Origin of the sequence: Filobacillus milosensis (genome assembly GCF_004402015.1) — a bacterium.
GTDB lineage: Bacteria > Bacillota > Bacilli > Bacillales > Alkalibacillaceae > Filobacillus > Filobacillus milosensis.
This window is the reverse complement of the sequence record NZ_SOPW01000028.1, coordinates 1-19,765: the sequence shown is the minus strand read 5'-3', so window position 1 is coordinate 19,765 and position 19,765 is coordinate 1. Positions and strand designations below refer to the sequence as shown.

General features: G+C 36.0%; 24 protein-coding genes and 10 tRNA genes. 5 read left to right on the top strand and 29 right to left on the bottom strand.

Annotated features, from left to right (window positions below; all coding sequences use genetic code 11):
* Nucleotides 1-127: 127 nt before the first annotated feature.
* The 11 genes from E3U55_RS16510 to E3U55_RS16460 form a co-directional block, all read right to left on the bottom strand.
* Nucleotides 128-204: transfer RNA gene (locus tag E3U55_RS16510), tRNA-Ile, on the bottom strand.
* A gap of 6 nt (nucleotides 205-210) precedes the next feature.
* A tRNA-Gly gene (locus tag E3U55_RS16505) sits at nucleotides 211-284 on the bottom strand.
* A gap of 245 nt (nucleotides 285-529) precedes the next feature.
* Nucleotides 530-603, bottom strand: a tRNA-Arg gene (locus E3U55_RS16500).
* A gap of 68 nt (nucleotides 604-671) precedes the next feature.
* Nucleotides 672-754: transfer RNA gene (locus E3U55_RS16495), tRNA-Leu, on the bottom strand.
* A gap of 6 nt (nucleotides 755-760) precedes the next feature.
* Nucleotides 761-833, bottom strand: a tRNA-Lys gene (locus tag E3U55_RS16490).
* A gap of 97 nt (nucleotides 834-930) precedes the next feature.
* Nucleotides 931-1,005, bottom strand: a tRNA-Gln gene (locus tag E3U55_RS16485).
* A gap of 7 nt (nucleotides 1,006-1,012) precedes the next feature.
* Nucleotides 1,013-1,089: transfer RNA gene (locus E3U55_RS16480), tRNA-Asp, on the bottom strand.
* A gap of 23 nt (nucleotides 1,090-1,112) precedes the next feature.
* Nucleotides 1,113-1,184: transfer RNA gene (locus E3U55_RS16475), tRNA-Glu, on the bottom strand.
* 9 nt (nucleotides 1,185-1,193) lie between these two features.
* Nucleotides 1,194-1,284: transfer RNA gene (locus E3U55_RS16470), tRNA-Ser, on the bottom strand.
* Between the two features lies 1 nt (nucleotide 1,285).
* Nucleotides 1,286-1,360 (bottom strand) — tRNA-Asn (locus E3U55_RS16465).
* Nucleotides 1,361-1,553: 193 nt separating this feature from the next.
* Nucleotides 1,554-2,000 (bottom strand): SprT family protein, encoded by a 447-nt coding sequence (locus E3U55_RS16460; protein ID WP_407644126.1) that lies wholly within the window; start codon nucleotides 1,998-2,000, stop codon nucleotides 1,554-1,556.
* Nucleotides 2,001-2,146: 146 nt separating this feature from the next.
* Here E3U55_RS16460 and cmpA point away from each other — a divergent pair, with 146 nt between their 5' ends.
* Entirely contained in the window at nucleotides 2,147-2,278 is a 132-nt protein-coding gene (gene cmpA / locus E3U55_RS16455; RefSeq protein ID WP_407644125.1) for a cortex morphogenetic protein CmpA, read from the top strand.
* Here the strand turns inward: cmpA and E3U55_RS16450 are convergent.
* From E3U55_RS16450 to acpS, 14 genes are all read right to left on the bottom strand, one after another.
* Nucleotides 2,275-4,440, bottom strand: a complete 2,166-nt coding sequence (locus E3U55_RS16450) for a Tex family protein (RefSeq protein WP_134341582.1) — start codon at nucleotides 4,438-4,440, stop codon at nucleotides 2,275-2,277. The genes cmpA and E3U55_RS16450 overlap by 4 nt on opposite strands.
* Before the next feature lie 139 nt (nucleotides 4,441-4,579).
* On the bottom strand, nucleotides 4,580-5,188 hold the full coding sequence (locus tag E3U55_RS16445) for a SpoIIE family protein phosphatase (RefSeq protein WP_134341581.1): 609 nt from the start codon (nucleotides 5,186-5,188) through the stop codon (nucleotides 4,580-4,582).
* Nucleotides 5,185-5,973, bottom strand: a complete 789-nt coding sequence (gene sigB, locus E3U55_RS16440) for an RNA polymerase sigma factor SigB (RefSeq protein WP_134341580.1) — start codon at nucleotides 5,971-5,973, stop codon at nucleotides 5,185-5,187. The genes E3U55_RS16445 and sigB overlap by 4 nt, the downstream gene beginning before the upstream one ends.
* Complete coding sequence (rsbW, locus tag E3U55_RS16435) at nucleotides 5,945-6,424, bottom strand: anti-sigma B factor RsbW (RefSeq protein ID WP_134341579.1); 480 nt, start codon at nucleotides 6,422-6,424, stop codon at nucleotides 5,945-5,947. The genes sigB and rsbW overlap by 29 nt, the downstream gene beginning before the upstream one ends.
* A complete protein-coding gene (locus E3U55_RS16430; protein ID WP_134341578.1) occupies nucleotides 6,424-6,753 on the bottom strand; it encodes an STAS domain-containing protein in 330 nt (109 codons plus the stop codon). The genes rsbW and E3U55_RS16430 overlap by 1 nt, the downstream gene beginning before the upstream one ends.
* Nucleotides 6,754-6,821: 68 nt before the next feature.
* On the bottom strand, nucleotides 6,822-7,832 hold the full coding sequence (locus E3U55_RS16425) for a PP2C family protein-serine/threonine phosphatase (RefSeq protein ID WP_134341577.1): 1,011 nt from the start codon (nucleotides 7,830-7,832) through the stop codon (nucleotides 6,822-6,824).
* Between the two features lie 16 nt (nucleotides 7,833-7,848).
* Complete coding sequence (locus E3U55_RS16420; protein WP_134341576.1) at nucleotides 7,849-8,250, bottom strand: anti-sigma regulatory factor; 402 nt, start codon at nucleotides 8,248-8,250, stop codon at nucleotides 7,849-7,851.
* Nucleotides 8,250-8,609: an STAS domain-containing protein gene (locus E3U55_RS16415; RefSeq protein ID WP_134341575.1), complete on the bottom strand. Its 360-nt coding sequence runs from the start codon at nucleotides 8,607-8,609 to the stop codon at nucleotides 8,250-8,252. Before E3U55_RS16415 ends, E3U55_RS16420 begins: the two co-directional genes overlap by 1 nt.
* A gap of 5 nt (nucleotides 8,610-8,614) precedes the next feature.
* Entirely contained in the window at nucleotides 8,615-9,487 is an 873-nt protein-coding gene (locus tag E3U55_RS16410) for an STAS domain-containing protein (protein WP_134341574.1), read from the bottom strand.
* Nucleotides 9,488-9,646: 159 nt separating this feature from the next.
* A complete protein-coding gene (locus E3U55_RS16405) occupies nucleotides 9,647-9,997 on the bottom strand; it encodes a type II toxin-antitoxin system PemK/MazF family toxin (protein WP_134341573.1) in 351 nt (116 codons plus the stop codon).
* 5 nt (nucleotides 9,998-10,002) lie between these two features.
* Nucleotides 10,003-10,281: an antitoxin gene (locus tag E3U55_RS16400; protein WP_134341572.1), complete on the bottom strand. Its 279-nt coding sequence runs from the start codon at nucleotides 10,279-10,281 to the stop codon at nucleotides 10,003-10,005.
* A gap of 152 nt (nucleotides 10,282-10,433) precedes the next feature.
* Nucleotides 10,434-11,552: an alanine racemase gene (alr, locus tag E3U55_RS16395; RefSeq protein WP_134341571.1), complete on the bottom strand. Its 1,119-nt coding sequence runs from the start codon at nucleotides 11,550-11,552 to the stop codon at nucleotides 10,434-10,436.
* A gap of 289 nt (nucleotides 11,553-11,841) precedes the next feature.
* A complete protein-coding gene (locus E3U55_RS16390) occupies nucleotides 11,842-12,861 on the bottom strand; it encodes a LolA family protein (protein ID WP_134341570.1) in 1,020 nt (339 codons plus the stop codon).
* A gap of 158 nt (nucleotides 12,862-13,019) precedes the next feature.
* Entirely contained in the window at nucleotides 13,020-13,379 is a 360-nt protein-coding gene (gene acpS, locus E3U55_RS16385; RefSeq protein ID WP_134341569.1) for a holo-ACP synthase, read from the bottom strand.
* A gap of 104 nt (nucleotides 13,380-13,483) precedes the next feature.
* Here acpS and E3U55_RS16380 point away from each other — a divergent pair, with 104 nt between their 5' ends.
* The 3 genes from E3U55_RS16380 to E3U55_RS16370 are packed head-to-tail and all read left to right on the top strand — an operon-like array spanning nucleotide 13,484 to nucleotide 15,896.
* Nucleotides 13,484-14,074, top strand: a complete 591-nt coding sequence (locus E3U55_RS16380) for a rhomboid family intramembrane serine protease (RefSeq protein WP_134341568.1) — start codon at nucleotides 13,484-13,486, stop codon at nucleotides 14,072-14,074.
* 15 nt (nucleotides 14,075-14,089) lie between these two features.
* Entirely contained in the window at nucleotides 14,090-14,998 is a 909-nt protein-coding gene (locus E3U55_RS16375) for a DMT family transporter (protein ID WP_134341567.1), read from the top strand.
* 46 nt (nucleotides 14,999-15,044) lie between these two features.
* Nucleotides 15,045-15,896 (top strand): DegV family protein, encoded by an 852-nt coding sequence (locus tag E3U55_RS16370; RefSeq protein ID WP_134341566.1) that lies wholly within the window; start codon nucleotides 15,045-15,047, stop codon nucleotides 15,894-15,896.
* 163 nt (nucleotides 15,897-16,059) lie between these two features.
* Here E3U55_RS16370 and E3U55_RS16365 read toward each other — a convergent pair whose 3' ends face one another.
* The 4 genes from E3U55_RS16365 to E3U55_RS16350 form a co-directional block, all read right to left on the bottom strand.
* Complete coding sequence (locus E3U55_RS16365) at nucleotides 16,060-17,571, bottom strand: MFS transporter (protein WP_134341565.1); 1,512 nt, start codon at nucleotides 17,569-17,571, stop codon at nucleotides 16,060-16,062.
* A gap of 125 nt (nucleotides 17,572-17,696) precedes the next feature.
* Nucleotides 17,697-18,044, bottom strand: a complete 348-nt coding sequence (locus E3U55_RS16360) for a YppG family protein (RefSeq protein ID WP_134341564.1) — start codon at nucleotides 18,042-18,044, stop codon at nucleotides 17,697-17,699.
* Between the two features lie 60 nt (nucleotides 18,045-18,104).
* The gene (locus E3U55_RS16355) at nucleotides 18,105-18,341 is read right to left on the bottom strand and encodes a glutaredoxin family protein (RefSeq protein WP_134341563.1); all 237 of its coding nucleotides are present in this window, start codon (nucleotides 18,339-18,341) and stop codon (nucleotides 18,105-18,107) included.
* A gap of 80 nt (nucleotides 18,342-18,421) precedes the next feature.
* Nucleotides 18,422-18,886, bottom strand: coding sequence for a MarR family winged helix-turn-helix transcriptional regulator (locus E3U55_RS16350; RefSeq protein ID WP_134341562.1), 465 nt, complete (start codon nucleotides 18,884-18,886; stop codon nucleotides 18,422-18,424).
* A 118-nt stretch (nucleotides 18,887-19,004) separates the two neighbouring features.
* Between E3U55_RS16350 and E3U55_RS16345 the strand changes: the two genes are divergently transcribed.
* The gene (locus E3U55_RS16345; protein WP_134341561.1) at nucleotides 19,005-19,634 is read left to right on the top strand and encodes a class I SAM-dependent methyltransferase; all 630 of its coding nucleotides are present in this window, start codon (nucleotides 19,005-19,007) and stop codon (nucleotides 19,632-19,634) included.
* The last annotated feature ends 131 nt before the right edge of the window (nucleotides 19,635-19,765 follow it).

Sequence of the window (19,765 nt, the reverse complement as noted above, 5' to 3'; positions counted from 1 at the left end):
ATCAAACTCTCCATAAAAGTAGTTTGATTGGCTTGTTTGTTTCGTCTTAGTAACTTTCCACCAACCGTTGAAAGTTACCGAATTGACGACAGGCTATTTTGTTTAGTTTTCAAGGTTCGAACTTAAATGGTGGGCCTGAGTGGACTTGAACCACCGACCTCACGCTTATCAGGCGTGCGCTCTGACCAACTGAGCTACAGGCCCATTTAATGGAGCGGGTGATGGGAATCGAACCCACGACATCAGCTTGGAAGGCTGAGGTTTTACCACTAAACTACACCCGCATGATAAAAGAAATAATATCAAACTGATTAACACGCTTATAACATTTCTCATCTATGCCCCTGCATCTTTGAGCAAGTTCATGGATGTTAATTGCTTCGGGGTAACTCGCAGCCTTTCATAAGAAGTAACGCTCGTCACTACAACCGCAATTAATAAATGTCATTAATTGATGCGCAATAAATATATTAAACTGTTAAGAGTAAAAATACAACCCTAAATCATTGAAAATTTATAAGATTGCTAACGCGCCTGAGAGGAGTCGAACCCCTAACCTCTTGATCCGTAGTCAAACGCTCTATCCAATTGAGCTACAGGCGCAATGGCGACAAAAACTATAATATCAAATTTGTCGAAGTAATGCAAGAACTTTTTATAAAAATTCTTGATGCGGTCGAGAGGATTTGAACCTCCACGGGGTAACCCCCACTAGGCCCTCAACCTAGCGCGTCTGCCGTTCCGCCACGACCGCAATTGATGAGCCATGGAGGATTCGAACCTCCGACCCTCTGATTAAAAGTCAGATGCTCTACCGACTGAGCTAATGGCTCAAATAAAGCAAATCTATATACATCTTTTTTTAAGCAATAAAAAAAGACGTTTTAATCGTCTTATAAATAAGTAGCGATCTTTTGTTAAGAATAGAATTGGCTGGGCCAGCTGGATTCGAACCAGCGCATGACGGTACCAAAAACCGTTGCCTTACCGCTTGGCCATGGCCCAATGATAATGGCGGTCCGGACGGGACTCGAACCCGCGACCTCCTGCGTGACAGGCAGGCATTCTAACCAGCTGAACTACCGGACCTAGAATGATTAAAAAAATGGATATGACCCGTACGGGACTCGAACCCGTGTTACCGCCGTGAAAGGGCGGTGTCTTAACCGCTTGACCAACGGGCCAAATTATAATGGCGGAGAAGGAGGGATTTGAACCCTCGCGCCGCTTACGCGACCTACACCCTTAGCAGGGGCGCCTCTTCAGCCACTTGAGTACTTCTCCATGGCTCCAGCGGCAGGATTCGAACCTGCGACCAATCGGTTAACAGCCGATTGCTCTACCACTGAGCTACGCTGGAATAATAAAATTAGTTTGTCCTTTAAGTTGCGACGATAAATATCTTACAACAACTTTTAATAGCTGTCAATTGGATATCAAGAATTTTTTAAATAAAATTCTTTAATAATCTGTGTGTTTGTTGACTATTTTTTAATGCCGCGAAATAAAATTTATCATGGATTGATGTTTAAAGTCAATAACCTTTTATAATTTTATTTAACTAATTTCAACTTTCCTTTGCATTTCCCACAACGATACTTTTGTACATTCACATTTCTCTTACGATTGTACTCCATTCCACACTTCTGGCATTTATATATTATGGTTCTCTTTTGTTCTTCTGAAGGCAGTATTTTACAGAATCTAGGAGAACCTGTGATTTTTAAGAGATGCCTAAATTCTTTACTTCGATGATGATAAGGTTTCCCTTTAATATGTAAATGATAATGGCAAAGTTCATGCTTAATAATCCCTATTAATTCTTGTTCACCTAACTCAGTTAAATACTTAGGATTAATCTCAATTACACTCGTTGAAGGAATATATCTACCACCTGTCGTTCGAAGACGGCTATTAAACCTTGCTTCCCCAACAAACGGTTTATAAAAATACTGTAAAGATATTTGTTTTATTAGTTTTTGCAGTTCTAAATTATCCATATTACTTCCTCCATACTTATCCATATTAAAACAGATCTACCTAGCTAAACAATCTTGAAATTTAACTAGGTAGATCTTGCCTTTTTATTCATTAGCAATTTTTATTTTCTATCATATAATAAAATAAAATTTTAAAGATAAAGGTGATGGTTATGCCTAAATGGTTTAAACGTCAAATGTTAAACGCATACGCCAATAAGGACGTGCGCCAAATTAGAATTTTAAATCAATGTTGGTTTTTTTATCACAGCAAAAACGTAGAAACACAGGAAAATTAATTTGTTACTGGAACCATTGTTAATGCGATTCTTTCTCTTTTAGCATCCACTTCATCAACCCAAACGGTCACAATATCTCCTACAGCAACAACATCTAATGGGTTTTTAACAAAACGATTAGCCAGTTTAGAGATGTGAACAAGCCCGTCTTGTTTTACCCCAATATCTACAAAGGCACCAAAATCCACTACATTTCGAACCGTCCCTTGAAGCTCCATACCTTGTGTTAAGTCTTCCATTGACATGACATTTGTTTTTAGTAATGGCTTTGGCAATTCATCACGTGGATCACGATTAGGTTTCTTTAAGTCAGCCACAATATCTTCTAATGTTAACTGTCCAACATCTAATCCTTCTGATAAACCTAAAATATCTTCTTTATTCAATTTATCTATTAGCACTTCAGAACCTAAATCCTCAGTAGACAGATTTAGTTTTTCTAATAATTTCTTCGTAGTTTTGTAACTCTCCGGGTGAATTGATGTTCGATCTAAAGGCTCTTCCCCTTCTAAGACACGTAAGAAACCAATAGCCTGTTCGTATGTTTTTGCGCCTAAGCGAGGAACATCCTTAATTTGTTTACGGTTGGTGAACTTCCCGTGTTCTTCACGATATTTCACAATGTTACCGGCAACCGTCTTATTTAAGCCAGAAATATATTGTAATAACGATGCTGAAGCTGTATTAACATTTACACCGACCTGGTTGACTGCCGTTTCCACAACAAATTGTAGAGAATCACTCAACTTCTTCTGACTAACATCATGCTGGTATTGACCTACGCCTATCGACTTTGGATCAATTTTTACTAACTCACTTAACGGATCTTGTACACGACGTGCGATCGATACGGCACTTCTTTCTTCAACCTGTAATTCCGGAAATTCTTCACGAGCTAATTTAGATGCAGAATAAACACTCGCGCCTGCTTCATTTACGATTAAATAAGCAACATCTAAATTGTTTTTTTGGATTAACTCTGCAATAAATTGCTCTGTTTCTCTAGAGGCTGTACCGTTTCCGATTGCAATTAATTCAATCGGGTAGTTCTTCATTACTTCTAAAACTTTCTTCTCTGCACCTTTGACATCATTACGAGGTGCAGTCGGATAAATTACATCCACTTCTTTCATATGACCGGTCTCATCAACCACAGCTAACTTACAACCTGTTCGAAAGGCTGGGTCTACACCTAAAATCATCTTACCTTTTAATGGTGGCTGTAGTAATAAATTCCTTAAGTTCTTAGCAAAGATATCTATTGCATGGTCTTCTGCTTCATCTGTCATTGTGGATCGAATATCGCGTTCAATCGATGGCTGGATTAAGCGCTTGTAACCATCGTTTATAGCTTCTTTTAGAAAGTCTGCCTCTTCTAGACCTTGACTTTTAATAATCGAGCGGACTAAATAGTCTAAAATAGTGTCAGTTGGTGGTTCAATCGTTACCTTTAACACCTTTTCCTTTTCGCCACGATTGACAGCCAACACACGGTGGTGAGCCATTTTAGGCACTGGCTCTCTGTAGTCATAGTACATTTGAAAAATTTGTTTTTCATCTTCAGAATTTTTCTTAACTTCAGTAACTACTGCACCTTTAGAAAAAGTTAACGATCTTATTTTCTCTCTGAATTTCGGTTCATCAGAAATCCATTCGGCAATAATATCATTAACCCCATTTAAAACTTCATCAACCTGTGTTAATTCATGCTCTTCAGACAAATACTTTTCTGCTTCACCTTCAAGCTTAGTACCTTTTTGTTCCCATACAAGTTTGGCTAGGGGTTCTAATCCCTTTTCTTTAGCAATTGTCGCTCTTGTACGTCGCTTCTGCTTGTACGGACGGTATAGATCTTCTACACGTTGTAATTTGTCAGCGTCTTGAATATCTTGTTTTAATTCGCCTGTTAATTTTCCTTGTTCTTCAATTAAACGTAATACTTCTTCTTTACGGTTTTGTAATTGTAATTGATAATCATATGTTTCTTTAATTGCTTGTATTTGTGTTTCATCTAGCCCTTTAGTTTGTTCTTTTCTGTAACGTGCAATGAAAGGAATTGTGTTACCTTCGTCAATCATTTCAATGACTCTTGAAACGATTGATGATTGAATTTGAACTTCTTTTGCTACGAATTGAGTTAGATCTTTATGTAATTCAGTCAAACCGCTACCTCCTTAAGCATTCTAATAAATAATTATAACATATCAAAATCCCGTATTTCTTAAATCTAAAGCGTTGTTATAACTTAATATACCAAAATAAAAAATGAGTTGTGTGCTTAATTGTTCATAAACACACAACTCATCCTGTATATTTCATCGCTACTAAAGTTGTATCATCTTCCATAGATAACTTTTGTTGTAAAGAATACCATTCAATCGTTAAAGACATAGATTGATGACTATAGAATTCTTTGGTCAACTGTCGTTCGTTAACACCGTCCGAAAACATAAAAAATACAGTCCCTGGTTTAAGCGAACCACGATGTATTTCCGTGTTTCTTAATGGTATCCCTGACAAATACCCGTGGACTGGTATATTACGCTTCTTCTTACCATCTGGTGTTACGGTAATAATGCCAATGTTACCGAATGATACATACGAATAACTTTCATTTTCATAATCAACTCTTAATAAAGCTATTACACAGCCTCTTAATTCATTCCCAGAAAAAGCTTCATTGCATTTATCTAGCAACGTATCTAAAGGGTCTTCGGCATTCTTTTTAACAACATCAATAACAGCTGCAGAAGATGCCATGGCTATCTTACCACTACCCAAACCATCAGCTAACACACAAATAAAAGAATCTTCTAGTTCAATATAGAAATAACCATCACCAGAAAAATAGTTACCTTTTTTGGCTTTCTTAAAAGTGGCTACTTCTATTCGTTCCTTTTTTTCAATCAAAAGAGTACCTCCATATCTTCCTCGGAGATTGATTCTCTTAATTTGCGAAGTGCTCGACGCTGCAACCTGGATACATGCATTTGAGATAGTCCTAATTTTTCACCAGTTTCTTTCTGGCTTAAGTTTTCAAAGAAAGTACATTTAAGAATATCTTGTTCTCTTTCAGATAATAGTGGAAGCAATTTTTCTACTAAGAGTTTATAGTCTGTCTGTTCATATCCATCATCTTGTGATCCAACTAAATCTAATATGGTTACGGTGCTACCATCAGAATCAGCTTCGATTTGTCGATCTGTTGATAGAGCGTTGTAACTTTGCCCCATCTCCATCGCTTCTAGAACTTCTTCTTCTGAAACCTCTAAATAGTTAGCGATCTCTTGGACTGATGGTGAATACTGATTTTCAGTCGTTAACTCTTCAACGGCCTTTTTAATTTTTGGACCAAGCTCTTTAATTCTTCTAGGTACGTGGACACTCCATGTTTTATCACGGATGTACCTCTTAATTTCTCCGATAATCGTTGGGATAGCGAACGACTCAAACGACTTCCCAAAAGTATCATCGTAACGATTAACAGCTGCGATTAACCCTAACATTCCTACTTGAACTAAATCTTCATGAATAGAAGAATTTTTGGAATACTTTTTAGCAATTGAGTGAACCAAGTTTTCATATTTTAGAACAATCTTCTCTTGGATTACTTCATCGCCCGGGGACTCTCGCAATTCTTTTATAAGAATATAAATATCATCGCCGTTATTGTGTAGTTGAGATTTGGTCGTCACTTTGACCCACCCCATTTTCTTGCAAAAACTTTGTCATTAATACGATTACACCGTGATTATTATTAATTTCGACTTTATCCATTAGGGCATCAATAAGGAAAAGACCAAACCCTCCTTCTTTCATGTTGTCGATGGGCATGTCACGATCATATGGTCCTATATCTTCTTTAATTTCATCTAAATCAAAGCTGCCACCATAATCTGCAACCATGACTTCTAAACGGTCTTCATACATTCCAAAGCCAATTGTTACTTCACCTTGATCAGTATCGTTATAAGCGTGTTTAACCGCATTCGTAATAGCCTCAGATGCGGCCACTTTTAAATCTTCAATATCTTCGTAAGCAAAGCCCATACGGTTTGCTACTCCTGAAATTGTTAGGCGAAGCACGCCAACATATTCCGACTTGGCCGGCAACTTCATTTCTACAAAGTCAAACGGTTTATTCATTACATACCACCTCGGATTGTATTTTCAATATCAATGACCTCGTGTAATCCAGTAATATTAAAGAGGCGATATACATTATCTTGTAAATTCACCAGTTTAAAAGAACTGTTTGTTTCATTAGCCGTTTTTAACCCACTAATAAATACACCTAAGCCTGTACTATCCATATAATTAACTTTTTCTAAATCCACTCTAACTTGAGAACTATCACTTTCAATTACATTCAATAACTTTTCTTTTAGTTGTGGAGCAGTGTAAGCATCAATCTCTCCAGCAAGTTTTAATACATAAATGTCGCCTTCCTTAAAGTCATCGATATGTAAATTCATAACGATCTCCCCCTTACATTTTTCGAATTATTAACTATTTACCCGAACAACAGTAGTTTTAAACACAATCAGGAATTCCTTTTTATAACAATTAGTGTAAAATCATCTCGTAATGTAAAATCTTGAAGTCGTTCTAAGTATTTATAGACATTTTCGACTATTTCTTGGGAGCTTAAGTCCTTATATTTGCGAATCACATCAAGAACCTCATCTGACTCTATAAATCGATCACCACTGCGACATTCTGTTACGCCATCCGTTAGTAAAACAATCATATCTCCGTTGTTAATCTCATTAACATACTGGTTGTATTTAACGTTTTTCTTAACACCTAACAAAAGACCTTTTGCGTCAATTTCTTCAAACTGATCTTCTTCAGCTCTATAAATAAATCCTGGTTCATGTCCAGCTGTTGCATAATAAAATTCATGACGATGAATATCATATAGCCCATAAAACATCGTAACGAACATACCAGTTTCAACATTTCGTTCAACTACACGATTCAGTAATTCAAGAATGACTTTAGGATACATTCGATCTTCAGGGAAACTTTCCATTGCGTATTTAATCATAGACATAAAAAACGCAGCAGGAATGCCCTTACCTATGACATCTGCAATCGCAGTACCTATATTTCCTTCATCATCCTGAACAAAGTGAAAATAGTCACCATTCATTTGTCTTGCTGGTATTGATTTAGCACCAATATCAATGTTTTGAACATCAGGTACGGTCGTGCTAAGAAGGGTGTTCTGCATATTAGCAGCTACATCAATTTCAGTACGCAACTCAATTTGTTTTTCCCGCAACACTTGATATTCTTGATAAGCTAACCCATAACTAATCATTGTTTCAATAAGGAAGTTAAAAGACTCTTTAACTTCATCATCTAAATTAGGTATAAGCTCCTGAATCGCCTGGTAGTGTACATTTACTATTTCATCTGGTGAAATATTTTTCTGTATTGAGCTTTTACTAAACTGTTCTGCCTGATATAATACAGCTTCATCTTTTGTTTTCATGTATTCTTCTAATAATTTCTTGTAGTTTCCAATATCTGCTTTTAAAGAGCTCACATGAATTCACCTCACCCTAACGCAACCACTTAACAATCGTTATTTTGGTCCCTTCTTCGTTTGATTCCATATCAAAATCATCCATCAGTCTTTTAACACCTGGTAAACCAGCACCAAGTCCTCCTGAAGTTGAATAACCGTCTTCCATTACTTTCGTAATATCTTTAATTCCTGGTCCATTATCAGAGGCAATGATTTTGATACCAACAGGAGCTTCCCCTTGTACTTCTTCAAAAGAAACTTCCCCGCTACCTGCGTATAAATATATATTTCGCGCTAACTCTGAAATAGCAGTCGCTATTCTCGCTTGGTCAACTGAGCCAAATCCTAAATCTCTGGCCATATTTCGGCCGGACTGTCTTGCACCGACAATATCCCATTCTTTAGTGATTGGCACATTTGTTAGAGCGCCTTTCATCACTTTTCCTCCAATTCTTGTTTCAACTTAATTAACCCTTGTTCTAGATCTAAAGCTGTTTGTACATTCTGTAGATGGATTCCTAGGTCAATCAAGGTCATTGAAACTGCAGGTTGAATACCCGTAAATACTACTTTGGCCCCCATTAATTCTGCCATAGAAACTACATCACCTAATACTTTTGCAATAAACGAATCTATGATTTCCACTGAAGTTAAATCAACAACGACACCAGTTGCACCTGTTGAATGAATTTTATTCAATAAATCTTCTTGGAATTGCATCGCCGTTTGGTCATCCAGTTCAATTTGAACGGAAACGAGCAAATAATTTTGTAACTTAAGAATAGGAATTCTCATTTCATTCACTCCTTATCAATTGACGAGATTAACTCATCAACAACCTTTCCAGTTTCTTCATTAGTTGAAACAACTTCTCTTTCAGTAAGTTCTAGTGCTTTTTCAAACCCACGCTTTAGAGAACTTTTCGTTGGGAACTTGCTTAGATCAATACCTAAGTTAACTATTGTCTGAGCAATTTCCGGGCGTATACCAACAAGTATACAAGTTGCTCCAATCAATCGAACGGCTTCTGCAGCTTGGATAATGTGATGAGCTACCATTGTATCAACAACTGGCACACCCGTAATATCAATTAATACTACATCAGCACGATGTTTAATCACTCCATCTAAAAGGTTTTCCATTATTAGTTTGGCGCGATCCGTATCAATCGTACCTACTAGTGGCATTACTGTTATCCCTTCCATGACTGGAATTAAAGGAGCAGATAGCTCTTGTAAAGCTACTTTTTGTAAGGAAATAATATTAGTCCAATTTGTTGAGTACTTATTAATTAATTCATTTTTAACAGGATCAACCCAATTGTTAACCCCATCCATTACTTCTAAGAAAAATTCATGGTCATCTCTATTAACTTCTTCAATAATTTTACGGATACAGATACTTCTAAATGACTGCATCCCTTCGGTTAAATAACCTAAAGGCCAACCCAGATTAACTATTCTTTCCGATAATTGTTCTAAACTTTCACTGGTTTTTTCATCTGTTAATTTCGAGAAGATTACATTAACAAATTCTCGGTTTACTTGTTCAATTAAATCCTCTGAGACTGCAGACTTGTACTCCTTGAGCTTGCTATTTTTCAAGTCGTCCATCCAGTCTTGAATAATCTCGTCGCTATTTTCTAACAAAATATTTCTTAACTCTGGATTCAATTAATTAACCTCCAATTTTGCACATATTTAAGTCAACTTTAACACTAATCGAGAAAATCCGCTATTTTTTCAGAATTATTATTCTAATTGTAAATGGACTCTCTTTTTAAGAATACACAAAAAAACGCCTTGTGTTAATCTTAACACCAGGCGCTAAAATTATAAATCCATTAGACCTAGACTAATTTGTAAAGCTTCGTCTACTTGTCTCATTAGATGTTCATCCAATGTGGTAATCTTATCTGTTAAACGTTGTTTGTCAATTGTTCTAATTTGTTCAAGTAAAACAACTGAATCTCGTTCAAACTTGTATTTCTTCGAATCAACCTCTACGTGAGTCGGCAACTTAGCTTTTTGTATTTGTGCTGTAATCGCGGCAACAATCACGGTAGGACTAAAACGATTTCCAATATTGTTTTGAATGATGAGTACTGGGCGAACACCGCCTTGCTCAGATCCAACAACTGGTGTTAAATCTGCATAATAGACGTCGCCACGTTTTACGTACAAATTAATTACACCCCACTCACTAAGCGCTCAAGAGTGGTTTCAGCCTCCTCTTCGGCTTCGAATGCTTCAGATGCTATTCCTAAGTTGATATTTCTCATTTCGACATAACCACGGCGCATCTTTTCTTTGATTTTACGTTTCTTTTCTTGTTGAACGTAAGTGTTTACCGCTTGCATAATCAAAGTCTCACGATCTAATTCATCGTGACTTTCTACTAAGTTGTCACATTCATTTAATAAAGACATAGGAAGTCTCAAGACAATTTCTTTCGAAGTTTCAGACATTTCCTTACACCCCCAGCAATATTCACGCAGCAAATCTATAATCAATCATAGCATTGTTCCGCATGATTCGTAAAGAAAAACAAGAAAAAAAGTCGGTTATTATAGAAATTTTTGTTTATATGAATTTAAGAATATACAATTTGTCAAAATTTTTATTTCAAATAATATCGTGGAATACGCTTCCCTAAGATACATGGGATTTCATAATTAATGGTCTCTAAATGGTCTGCAACATCATCCATTGACACTGTCTCACCTTGTTCAGAACCTATAAGTGTGACCTCGGTGCCAACATCAACACGCTGATTTAATCGAACCATGCATTGATCCATACAAATTCTACCAACTATAGGCAGCTTCTGTCCATTAATCAGTACATGAGAGTTTTGAAGTTTACGAATCCAACCATCTCCATAGCCAATTGGTATAGTTCCAATCCATTCATCACATTCTGCTCTATAAGTTACGCCGTAGCTAATTCCTTCACCTTTATGAATCTTTTTAACGTGTATTAATTTACTGTGTAATGTAAATGCAGGTTTCAATTGAATAGACGTTATTTGAGATAACGTTTTTGAAGGATACAAACCGTACATGCTTATTCCAAAACGAACTGCATCATACATATCATTCGGATATCGCATTGCAGCAGCAGAATTACCGATATGAATATTCAATTGTTCTGGTAAATATGGTTTGACCTCTTTAACCCATTGTTTAAATGTATTCAACTGTTGTTGATAATACCCTTCATCCGGTTCATCAGCAGTTGCAAAATGAGTAAACAATCCCGTTATTAATATATTCGTATTTTTACAGGCTCTAATTACATCATATGCTTCTTCACCGCTTCTTATACCTATGCGTCCCATACCGGTATCAACTTTTAGATGAACATTCAATTGTTGATCTTCTAAAAATGACTGAGATTTACGCACCCAATCTTCTTGAAAAACTGTTAGTGTGATATTATTAGAAGCTGCTATTTTAGCATATTCAGGGCCTGTCCACCCCATTACTAATATCGGTACATCAGTAAATTTCTCTCTTAACCTTAACGCCTCATCTAGGACTGCGACTGCTAACCTTGTCGCACCAGCCTCAAGCGCTGCTTCAGCGACTTCCAATTCACCATGTCCATATGCATCAGCTTTAACTACTGCATAGACTTCTTTATTTTTTAAGTGATCTTTGATTTGCTTAACATTATGTTTAATAGCATTTAAATCGACTGTTACCCAAGTATCTCGATGGTACGCTGATTTATCCATGATATAACCCTCTTCTAATCCATTTATTGTTGTCATTTATTATCCTAGTTTCAGACTCAGAATGTCAATGAGACGGATTATGGAGAAAACAAAACGCTTCGCAGTATGCTTCCTCGGTGCAAAGATGCAATAGAGGTTATTCAAAGATGTTCCTTCGTTGAGGCCGTGCCCGCTGAAAGCGTCCGCCTGTAGCGGTTCGTAGAATCAAAAATAAACTTTAACAAAAACACAAAAAATTACCCATAATATAATTTATATTACGGGTAATCGATTCTTCATTATATTCATTTTATTTCATGGCTTGGCCTTGTACAGATTTAGCGACCATCACCATTTCTTCTACTGTTAACGAATCACTTGCAAGTACAAAACTCATGCCGTCTTGTTGCCACTCAAGAGAATTATTTGTTAAATGACCTACTGTAAAACCTAAATCCACCATTTCACCTGGGGCATACACTGGCACTTCGACACTAGTTGGATACGTTGAATACATCTCTTGTACTAGAGTAAAGTTTTTGTCACCTTCATACGATAAAATCGATCGCTCACCATCTTCAAACGAAACCACTTTTTCTTTAGTGAATTCAGACCCTGAAGGGAGATTTGTAGGGTAATAAACTGTCATAGACTGTTCTTCTAACTCAGCCATAGTTGGTACACTGATTGCACCTTTTGCTAAATTCTCCTCTGTATTAAATTCAGAGTCAGCAATCTCAGGATTGAAATCAAATTCTGAGAAAGTCACTTTAACCATTGTCTCGTTTTGAGCGTTCAACACTCTGACAAGTGCAGGTTCATAAGTTTTCTTGTGGAAATAAATTTTTTGGTAAGGTAATTGTTGATTACCTTTATAATTCGTTTTCACAGTAAACTCATAATAATTTTCTGTACTCTTGAATTCACGGTCGGAATCACTATTAATGTCATTTACTAAAGAAGTAAATAAATACGGCTGACTGTGATGCTTTGGCCAGTCATTTTGGAATTTGTAACTTTTGTTGATGGAAGGAGTTAAAACAAAAACACCTTCGTCATTACGTAAAATTACTTGGTTCCCTTTTTCATCTAACTGGTTTTGAAGTACAACTTTGTAATAGTCATCTTTCTTGTGCCAAACTTGTACATCAAACTGTTGTGGTTCTTCACCAGTTTCGATTTCCATGTTAGCAGTAGCTTTAAAACTACCCATGTCTTCTGCTTTTTTGTTTAGTGAATTTACAACATCATCGGCCGTATTTTCTCCACATGCTGTAAGTAGCCCCACCATTGACAAGAGTAAAATGAAGAGCACTAGTTTTCCTTTCATTCAGACAACTCCTTCGCCTCATAATCGTTACTTATTCTTTTCTGGAACAAGCGATCTATCGTGTTGCGGTGACAATGTGCACATTGGATCATTTGTTACCCCGCAATACACTATATGAGACAACTTGTCTTAATATGCAGACTAGCTATCAGAGAAAATTATTTTTCTAAGATGACTTGGGCAATGGCATATTGTTTACTGTGAGATATAGATACATGAGCACCGACTTGTTCCTTACTATTCACATATATGACGGGTTGTCCTAAATCATTCGATATAATTTCAATTGATTGGAAGGAAAGGTGTTTTCCAATCCCAGTACCTACCGCTTTACTATAGGCTTCCTTAACAGCAAAACGACCAGCCAAAAACTCTACTCTTCTTTTGTGATTGGTGAACGTGCTAAGTTTTTCTTGCTCCGATTTCGTTAAAACACGTTCAACGAATTTAACATTACGTTGAAACAGTTTTTCAATTCGTTCTAATTCGATAATATCGATTCCAGTTCCTTGAATCATATACAACCTACTTTCTTATTGAAACTTTAAACAAAGATTAGTATTCTTAAGAAAAGCGTTAGCGACTGTAACGCATACTTACTGAATGAAAAGAGGCGACTTGAATGTTCTTTGTTCGAACAGAAAGTTTTCAACAATTTATTAGGTTATATCCTATTGTATCAATTATCGTCGCCATTAACTTAGTTTTATTTATACTTTCTGGTTTTTCTACCTATATTGGAAGCTTGGTAGTAGGGCAAAATTTACTTATTGCTGAAGGTGAGTATTGGCGTTTTATTACTCCTATTTTTGCCCATGGCGGATTATTGCACGTTTTATTTAATAGTTTCAGCTTAGTTTTGTTTGGGCCAGCTTTAGAACATATGCTTGGCAAATTTAAATTTATTTTAGCATATCTATCGATGGGAATACTTGCAAATGTGGCATTCTACTTTCTAGGTAATGATTATATACAGCATCTTGGGGCATCTGGAGCTATATTCGGTATCTTTGGGTTATATGCTTATATGATTTTTGCTAGGAAAGATTTAATCGACTCACAAAGCAGACAAATTATTATTGTATTTATCATTATTGGTTTTCTAACAACATTTAGACCAGGAATCAATGAAATTGCACATATTTTTGGATTTATTTCAGGTGTTGCACTAGGACCTATATTAATTGATCGTATTCGTCAGACATACTACTAAACAGAGGTGTTCTCTATGGAGCAAAAACAATTCGCACCATATATAGCAGTTGGCATTGGCGTTTTATCGGTATCTACTTCTGCCATTTTTGTCAGATTAGCTGATGCTCCATCATCTATAATCGCCAATTATAGATTATTACTTGCTGTTTTAATCATGCTCCCACTTGTTTTATTAAAATATCGCAAGGAGTTAACGCAAATCTCCAAAAAAGATTGGCTATTTTCAACCGCTTCTGGAATTTTCTTATCTTTACATTTTATCTTTTGGTTCGAATCACTGAATCACACTTCTGTGGCAAGCTCAGTTGTTTTAGTTACCACTCAACCTATATGGGCGTTCATAGGCAGTTATTTCTTTTTTAAAGAACGATTCACAAGTGGGGCTGTCATCAGTTTAATCATTGCTTTAACCGGTAGTGTCATCATCAGTTGGGGAGATTTTCAAATTAGTGGAATGGCCTTATTCGGTAACTTTTTAGCCTTGATGGGGGCGATTACCATTACGGGCTACTTCCTTTTTGGCCAAAATGTTCGGCAGCGATTATCGCTAGTTACATACACATTTGTTGTATATGGAATAAGTTCTATCACTTTAATCATGTATAATATTATATTAAATGAACCCTTCTTCGGGTATTCAAGTGATACATGGCTATACTTTGTAGCCTTGGCGGTCATCCCTACATTTTTTGGACATTCATTATTTAATTGGGCTATTAAATGGGTAAGCGCTTCAACGATCACCATGGGAATCCTTTTAGAGCCTGTTGGTGCATCAATACTGGCTTACTACATTTTAGATGAATTAGTAACAGTACCACAATTTCTAGGGGGAACCATTGTTATCTTTGGCCTAGCATTATTTATATTTAGTACTTCTAAGAAAAAAAAGGTCAAAGTTATTAGTGAAGAACATAAATAGTTAATAAATAACCTAGCTTTAAAAAGTATAAGAAGAGGTGAGGTCTATGACATTTCAATTAATGGTAGACGGCGGTGCTGATCTGTCGAAAGATTTATTAGAGAAATATGACGTAAAAATTGTACCCCTTAACATTCATTTCAATGATGAGGAGTACAAGGGTATTGACTTAGATATTGAAGAGTTTTACAGAATGGTATCTGAATCTGAGGAGTTACCAAAAACATCCGCTTCCAGTCCAAATGATTTTTACAATCATTTCAAAGAAGTTGATCCAGATACACCTATTCTCATGTTAGCTCTGACAAAGAACTTAAGCGCAACTTACCAAAATGCCGTTTTAGGTAAAGAAATGCTACAAGACGAAGAACCAAATCGTACGATTGAAATCATCAACACAAAAACAGCATCTAGCGGAATTGCATTACTGTTAAATGAAGCCGGTCAGCTACGTGAAGATGGTGCTAAAATACAGAAAGTTGCAAGCTACATTGAAGGTTGTGTAGAGAAAACGACCACTTTATTCTCCTTAAAGACTGTAGAAAACCTTATTAAAGGCGGCCGCTTGGATAAGATGAGAGGCGCAATCGCTAAAACACTAAATATCAAGCTTCTTATGAAGGCATCTGAAGAAGGTGCTATTGAAGTGGTTGAAAAAGTTCGTGGTGAGAAAAAAGCACTTCGCCGACTCGTTGAACAAATTGGCGAATATACAAAATCACTAGAAGGAAAAACAATTGCTTTAGCTCATGGAAACTGTGAAGAAAAAGCTAAAAAAGTTTTAGCTTCTATTCGTGAAAAATATAATCCTAAAGAAGAAATACTAGTTGAAATGGGGCCACTAATTGCTACCCATGCTGGTGAAGGCGGGTTAGTTCTAGCTTTCCTAGAAGATTAATATTAGACATATAAACTGAGCTTAGGTTTCTAGGCTCAGTTTTTTAATGACACCTATATATTCAACTCAAAATTTAAAGTAGCGAATAAAACCGATAAAGTAGAGAATAAAATTTACCTAGGGAATTAAAAAAGACGATCACTGGTCATGATCGTCTTACTCTTTATTCGCTTTGATATTTTTCATATTCTGGAGCTGGAGAGAAAACAGCGATCAGCATCGCAATTAACGGAAAACAGACCATTACTAATAGTATTTCACCGTATCCATTAAACCACTCATAAAAATAGCCAAACGGTAACGGTCCTAAAGCTGACCCTACAACCATTGTGGATTGCGCAATACTTTTTATGCTTCCGAGGTGTGTGCGCCCAAAATAGTTTGGCCATACAATGTTTAAAGCTATTCGTTCAAAGCCATGAGCTATCCCCCAAATAACCCCATAAACTATCGCTCCTGTAGCAGTTGATACAAAAAACAACCAAATAATAGCTACGACATGAATAAAGAATGTTGCAGCCAAAACGTAATTTACTTTAAATTTATCAACTAAATATCCTGAAACGAAGGTTACTGGGAACCCAATTATCGCCATTAACGATAAAATAATTGAAGCAATTATTGCCGCTGTATCTTGATCAAGTCCTTTATTCTCTATTATCGAAACCAAGTGAAATGTGATCCCGGTATTCGTCATCGCCGGAACACTCACACAAATCAATATAGCCCAAAATACTTTAGTTTTCCTAGCTTCTTTCAACGTCCAACTAATTTCATTATCTTCTGTAATGTCTTCCTTATCCGGCTTTTCTCCAGAATCTGCTTGATAATTCATCTTCGTTAAATGTCTTTTTCTTAATACAATCATAAAAGCAATAATCGAAACAGCTAACAGCAAAATTCTAATATATATAGCAGGAAACCATTCAAATTGGTCCATTAAATACTCGTTGATCACCGGAATTAACGTTAATAATATAAGGACATTTATACTTACAGTCAAAAATAATTGTAATCGTGATGCGTTCTTTACTTTGATTTTCATCGATGCATTTTTACCATCAATCACTTCTCCTATATCTTCTGGTTTATTTCGTACAAAGATCGCAACTAAGGGAACAAAAATAATTAAAAGCGCTATTCCCCATATCATCCATGTCGTTCTCCAACCAAATTCTTGAATAAAGAAAGCGTTCATCGGTGGAAATAAAGCGGCTGAAGCGAATCCACCAATCGCCATTACAGATAATGCCCGTCCTCTTATCTTTAAAAACCACTGAGGTACCAATGTATTGGGGAGAAGTGTCATGGAACCTTGTCCAAATAAACGTAACATGAAAAACCCTAAAAACATCATGATTGGTCCGGAAATTAGTGAGTTCCAAAATGCTGCAAACGCTAAGGCTGAACCAATCGCAACCATCATAACACGCTGTCCATATATATCAGCTAGTTTTCCTACTGTGAATAATAAAAAGCCTGCCATTAAGGTCGCAATTGAATATAAACTCGAGACAAATGCCCTCGAATATTCAAAGTCTTCTATGTAATAGTCTATGAAAATCGATATAGCGAATGTTTGACCAGGTCCTGAGAAAAATACCCCCAACCCCGAAATCAATACAACAACCCATCCATAATAAAAAGATGTGTTTGATATTTTGTTGTTAAACATAATTATCCTTCTTTCTTGAAGTTTCTTTTACAACGTAAGTAATTTTAACACAATTCAATGTATTTGAAATAAAGTAACACTTTAATCGAAATCAAAAAATAACCTTACCGATTTTTACGGTAAGGCTAAGGTCTAAAACCTTTTACAAAATCATTTAATGTCTTTACCATTGGTGCTACTTGTGAAGCTGTTTTCATGAATTGATTAGCAGTTGAAATGACTTTATCTATATCAACTTCTCCATTAGAATCTTGAAAGTATTGAATGAAAGGAGGAATATTGCCGTTGATACCTTGGCCCTCTCCTTCATACTGATCAGGCATTTCAAAGTACATCGGTTGATAATAGTTGGGATTAGAAGATTGATTAAATGGTTGCTGCTCTTGCTGGCCCTGAACTGGATAATAATATGGCGGGTAATAATAATTATGCGGAAAGGTATTTTCGGCCTGCGTTACATAATTTTCATTCATATAAGAAACACCCCCTACAACATCTTATGAAGAATATTGCAGGAAGGGTGTTTGTCTACCTTAATTAATATTTAATTCTGTTTTCAAATGATCTGGCTGAACACCTTGTATACAATAATTATCAATAAAAGTAGCTGGTGTTGCAAAAATACCTTTTTTTTGTAATTCAATTAGATAGTCATTGTTTTCACTTATATTACGCTCTTCATAATCAATATCCCATTCATTCAAAATATTTTTTAGCTTTACAGAATCTTGACTTTCATTAGTGTATATAACTACATTTTTGTTTAACATAGTCTGTTCACCTCAAAAGTTGATTATTTGATAATGTGTTAGTATATAATTTCCCTTAATCTACTTTTAGTAAACAAACCTTAAAGATCTTTCAGCTTTTCAGCATACAGCCCTAACTTTTTAATTAATCTGATTGCTTGTTCCTTTTCTTCTTCAGTTAACCCTGCCATGAATTCATCTATTTCTTTCCAATGTTCAGGAAAAATATCGCTTAACAAGCCTTTACCTTGTTTTGTGATTTGAGCATAGGTAACACGTCGATCGTGCTCTGAACGTATTCGCTTTAAATAACCTTTTTTTTCGAGGTTATTAACAACATACGTTATACTGCCACTCGTTAACAAGATTCGCTCACCGATTTTTTGTAAAGGCTGTTGGCCACGGTGGTATAATAATTCTAATGTGGCGAATTCTGTAGGGTTCAATCCGTATCTGACCATATCATTTTGCGCCAAATCAGATAGTGTACGAGCCGCTTTTGATAAGACGACAAATAATTTTAATGAAGCGTCTTCCCTGCGATTTTTATAAGTAACTTCATCCATTCCGATCAACCTTTCTACTTTCTTAATCCAATTATAAAGTTAAGAATAATGACCGTCAAAATAGTTTTCAAAACCCCTTAAGTTTGTCATAATAGACTTGCTTTAAGGAGGGCTTTTCATGATTGAAGATACAGGTGAACGCGTAATTCCGAATATGATGGACCCGTTAAATCCATTATTACTTGAACATATCGCTCGTTATCAATTTGCACTTAATTATTTATATGGGCGTGTACTAGACCTATCTTGTGGTGCTGGCTATGGAACACATATGATAGCCAAAAGAAGAAAAAAGCAAGTAGATGAAGTTATTGGTTTAGATTTAGATCCTGACATTATTAAATATGCCAAACAAGAATACTATCATCCAAAGACGAATTATGAGATTGCTGATGCGACTGATTCAAATTTAAAAGATGCTTACGGTCAGTTTGATTGTATTGTCAGTTTCGAGACAATTGAGCATATAGAGAATGAACAGGCTATTTTAGATAATTACTACAATTTATTAAAGCCAGGTGGCACACTAATCGTTTCCACCCCATTTGGTAAAGGCCGTGGTGAACCATGTGGTAATCCATTTCATATTCATCAATTAACGCAAGATGAATTTAGAACATTGTTTACTGATAGATATGAAGATGTTGAATTTTTCTATCAGAATGGTGTCATCATGGAACCTCACCAACGCGAAGGTGTTAGATATCCATTAGGTATTGCTGTTAGTAAAAAAGAGGCTGGGACATAACTAGTCAAATATAACTTAAAAATGGCATCCATCATAAAAATTAAATGATGGATGCCATTTTTTGATGAATCAATATGATGATTTAGGCTTCTTTGGGTGTTTATGGCGGTGTACTTTCTTAAATTCACCGC

Excerpts from the sequence above, each read along its gene's own strand:
- E3U55_RS16460 (WP_407644126.1), bottom strand. The coding sequence starts at position 2,000 with ATGGATAATTTAGAACTGCAAAAACTAATAAAACAAATATCTTTACAG.
- cmpA (WP_407644125.1), top strand. The coding sequence starts at position 2,147 with ATGGTTATGCCTAAATGGTTTAAACGTCAAATGTTAAACGCATACGCC.
- rsbW (WP_134341579.1), bottom strand. The coding sequence starts at position 6,424 with ATGAATAAACCGTTTGACTTTGTAGAAATGAAGTTGCCGGCCAAGTCG.
- E3U55_RS16430 (WP_134341578.1), bottom strand. The coding sequence starts at position 6,753 with ATGAATTTACATATCGATGACTTTAAGGAAGGCGACATTTATGTATTA.
- E3U55_RS16420 (WP_134341576.1), bottom strand. The coding sequence starts at position 8,250 with ATGAAAGGCGCTCTAACAAATGTGCCAATCACTAAAGAATGGGATATT.
- E3U55_RS16415 (WP_134341575.1), bottom strand. The coding sequence starts at position 8,609 with ATGAGAATTCCTATTCTTAAGTTACAAAATTATTTGCTCGTTTCCGTT.
- E3U55_RS16400 (WP_134341572.1), bottom strand. The coding sequence starts at position 10,281 with ATGTCTGAAACTTCGAAAGAAATTGTCTTGAGACTTCCTATGTCTTTA.
- alr (WP_134341571.1), bottom strand. The coding sequence starts at position 11,552 with ATGGATAAATCAGCGTACCATCGAGATACTTGGGTAACAGTCGATTTA.
- E3U55_RS16390 (WP_134341570.1), bottom strand. The coding sequence starts at position 12,861 with ATGAAAGGAAAACTAGTGCTCTTCATTTTACTCTTGTCAATGGTGGGG.
- acpS (WP_134341569.1), bottom strand. The coding sequence starts at position 13,379 with ATGATTCAAGGAACTGGAATCGATATTATCGAATTAGAACGAATTGAA.
- E3U55_RS16380 (WP_134341568.1), top strand. The coding sequence starts at position 13,484 with ATGTTCTTTGTTCGAACAGAAAGTTTTCAACAATTTATTAGGTTATAT.
- E3U55_RS16375 (WP_134341567.1), top strand. The coding sequence starts at position 14,090 with ATGGAGCAAAAACAATTCGCACCATATATAGCAGTTGGCATTGGCGTT.
- E3U55_RS16370 (WP_134341566.1), top strand. The coding sequence starts at position 15,045 with ATGACATTTCAATTAATGGTAGACGGCGGTGCTGATCTGTCGAAAGAT.
- E3U55_RS16365 (WP_134341565.1), bottom strand. The coding sequence starts at position 17,571 with ATGTTTAACAACAAAATATCAAACACATCTTTTTATTATGGATGGGTT.
- E3U55_RS16360 (WP_134341564.1), bottom strand. The coding sequence starts at position 18,044 with ATGAATGAAAATTATGTAACGCAGGCCGAAAATACCTTTCCGCATAAT.
- E3U55_RS16355 (WP_134341563.1), bottom strand. The coding sequence starts at position 18,341 with ATGTTAAACAAAAATGTAGTTATATACACTAATGAAAGTCAAGATTCT.
- E3U55_RS16350 (WP_134341562.1), bottom strand. The coding sequence starts at position 18,886 with ATGGATGAAGTTACTTATAAAAATCGCAGGGAAGACGCTTCATTAAAA.
- E3U55_RS16345 (WP_134341561.1), top strand. The coding sequence starts at position 19,005 with ATGATTGAAGATACAGGTGAACGCGTAATTCCGAATATGATGGACCCG.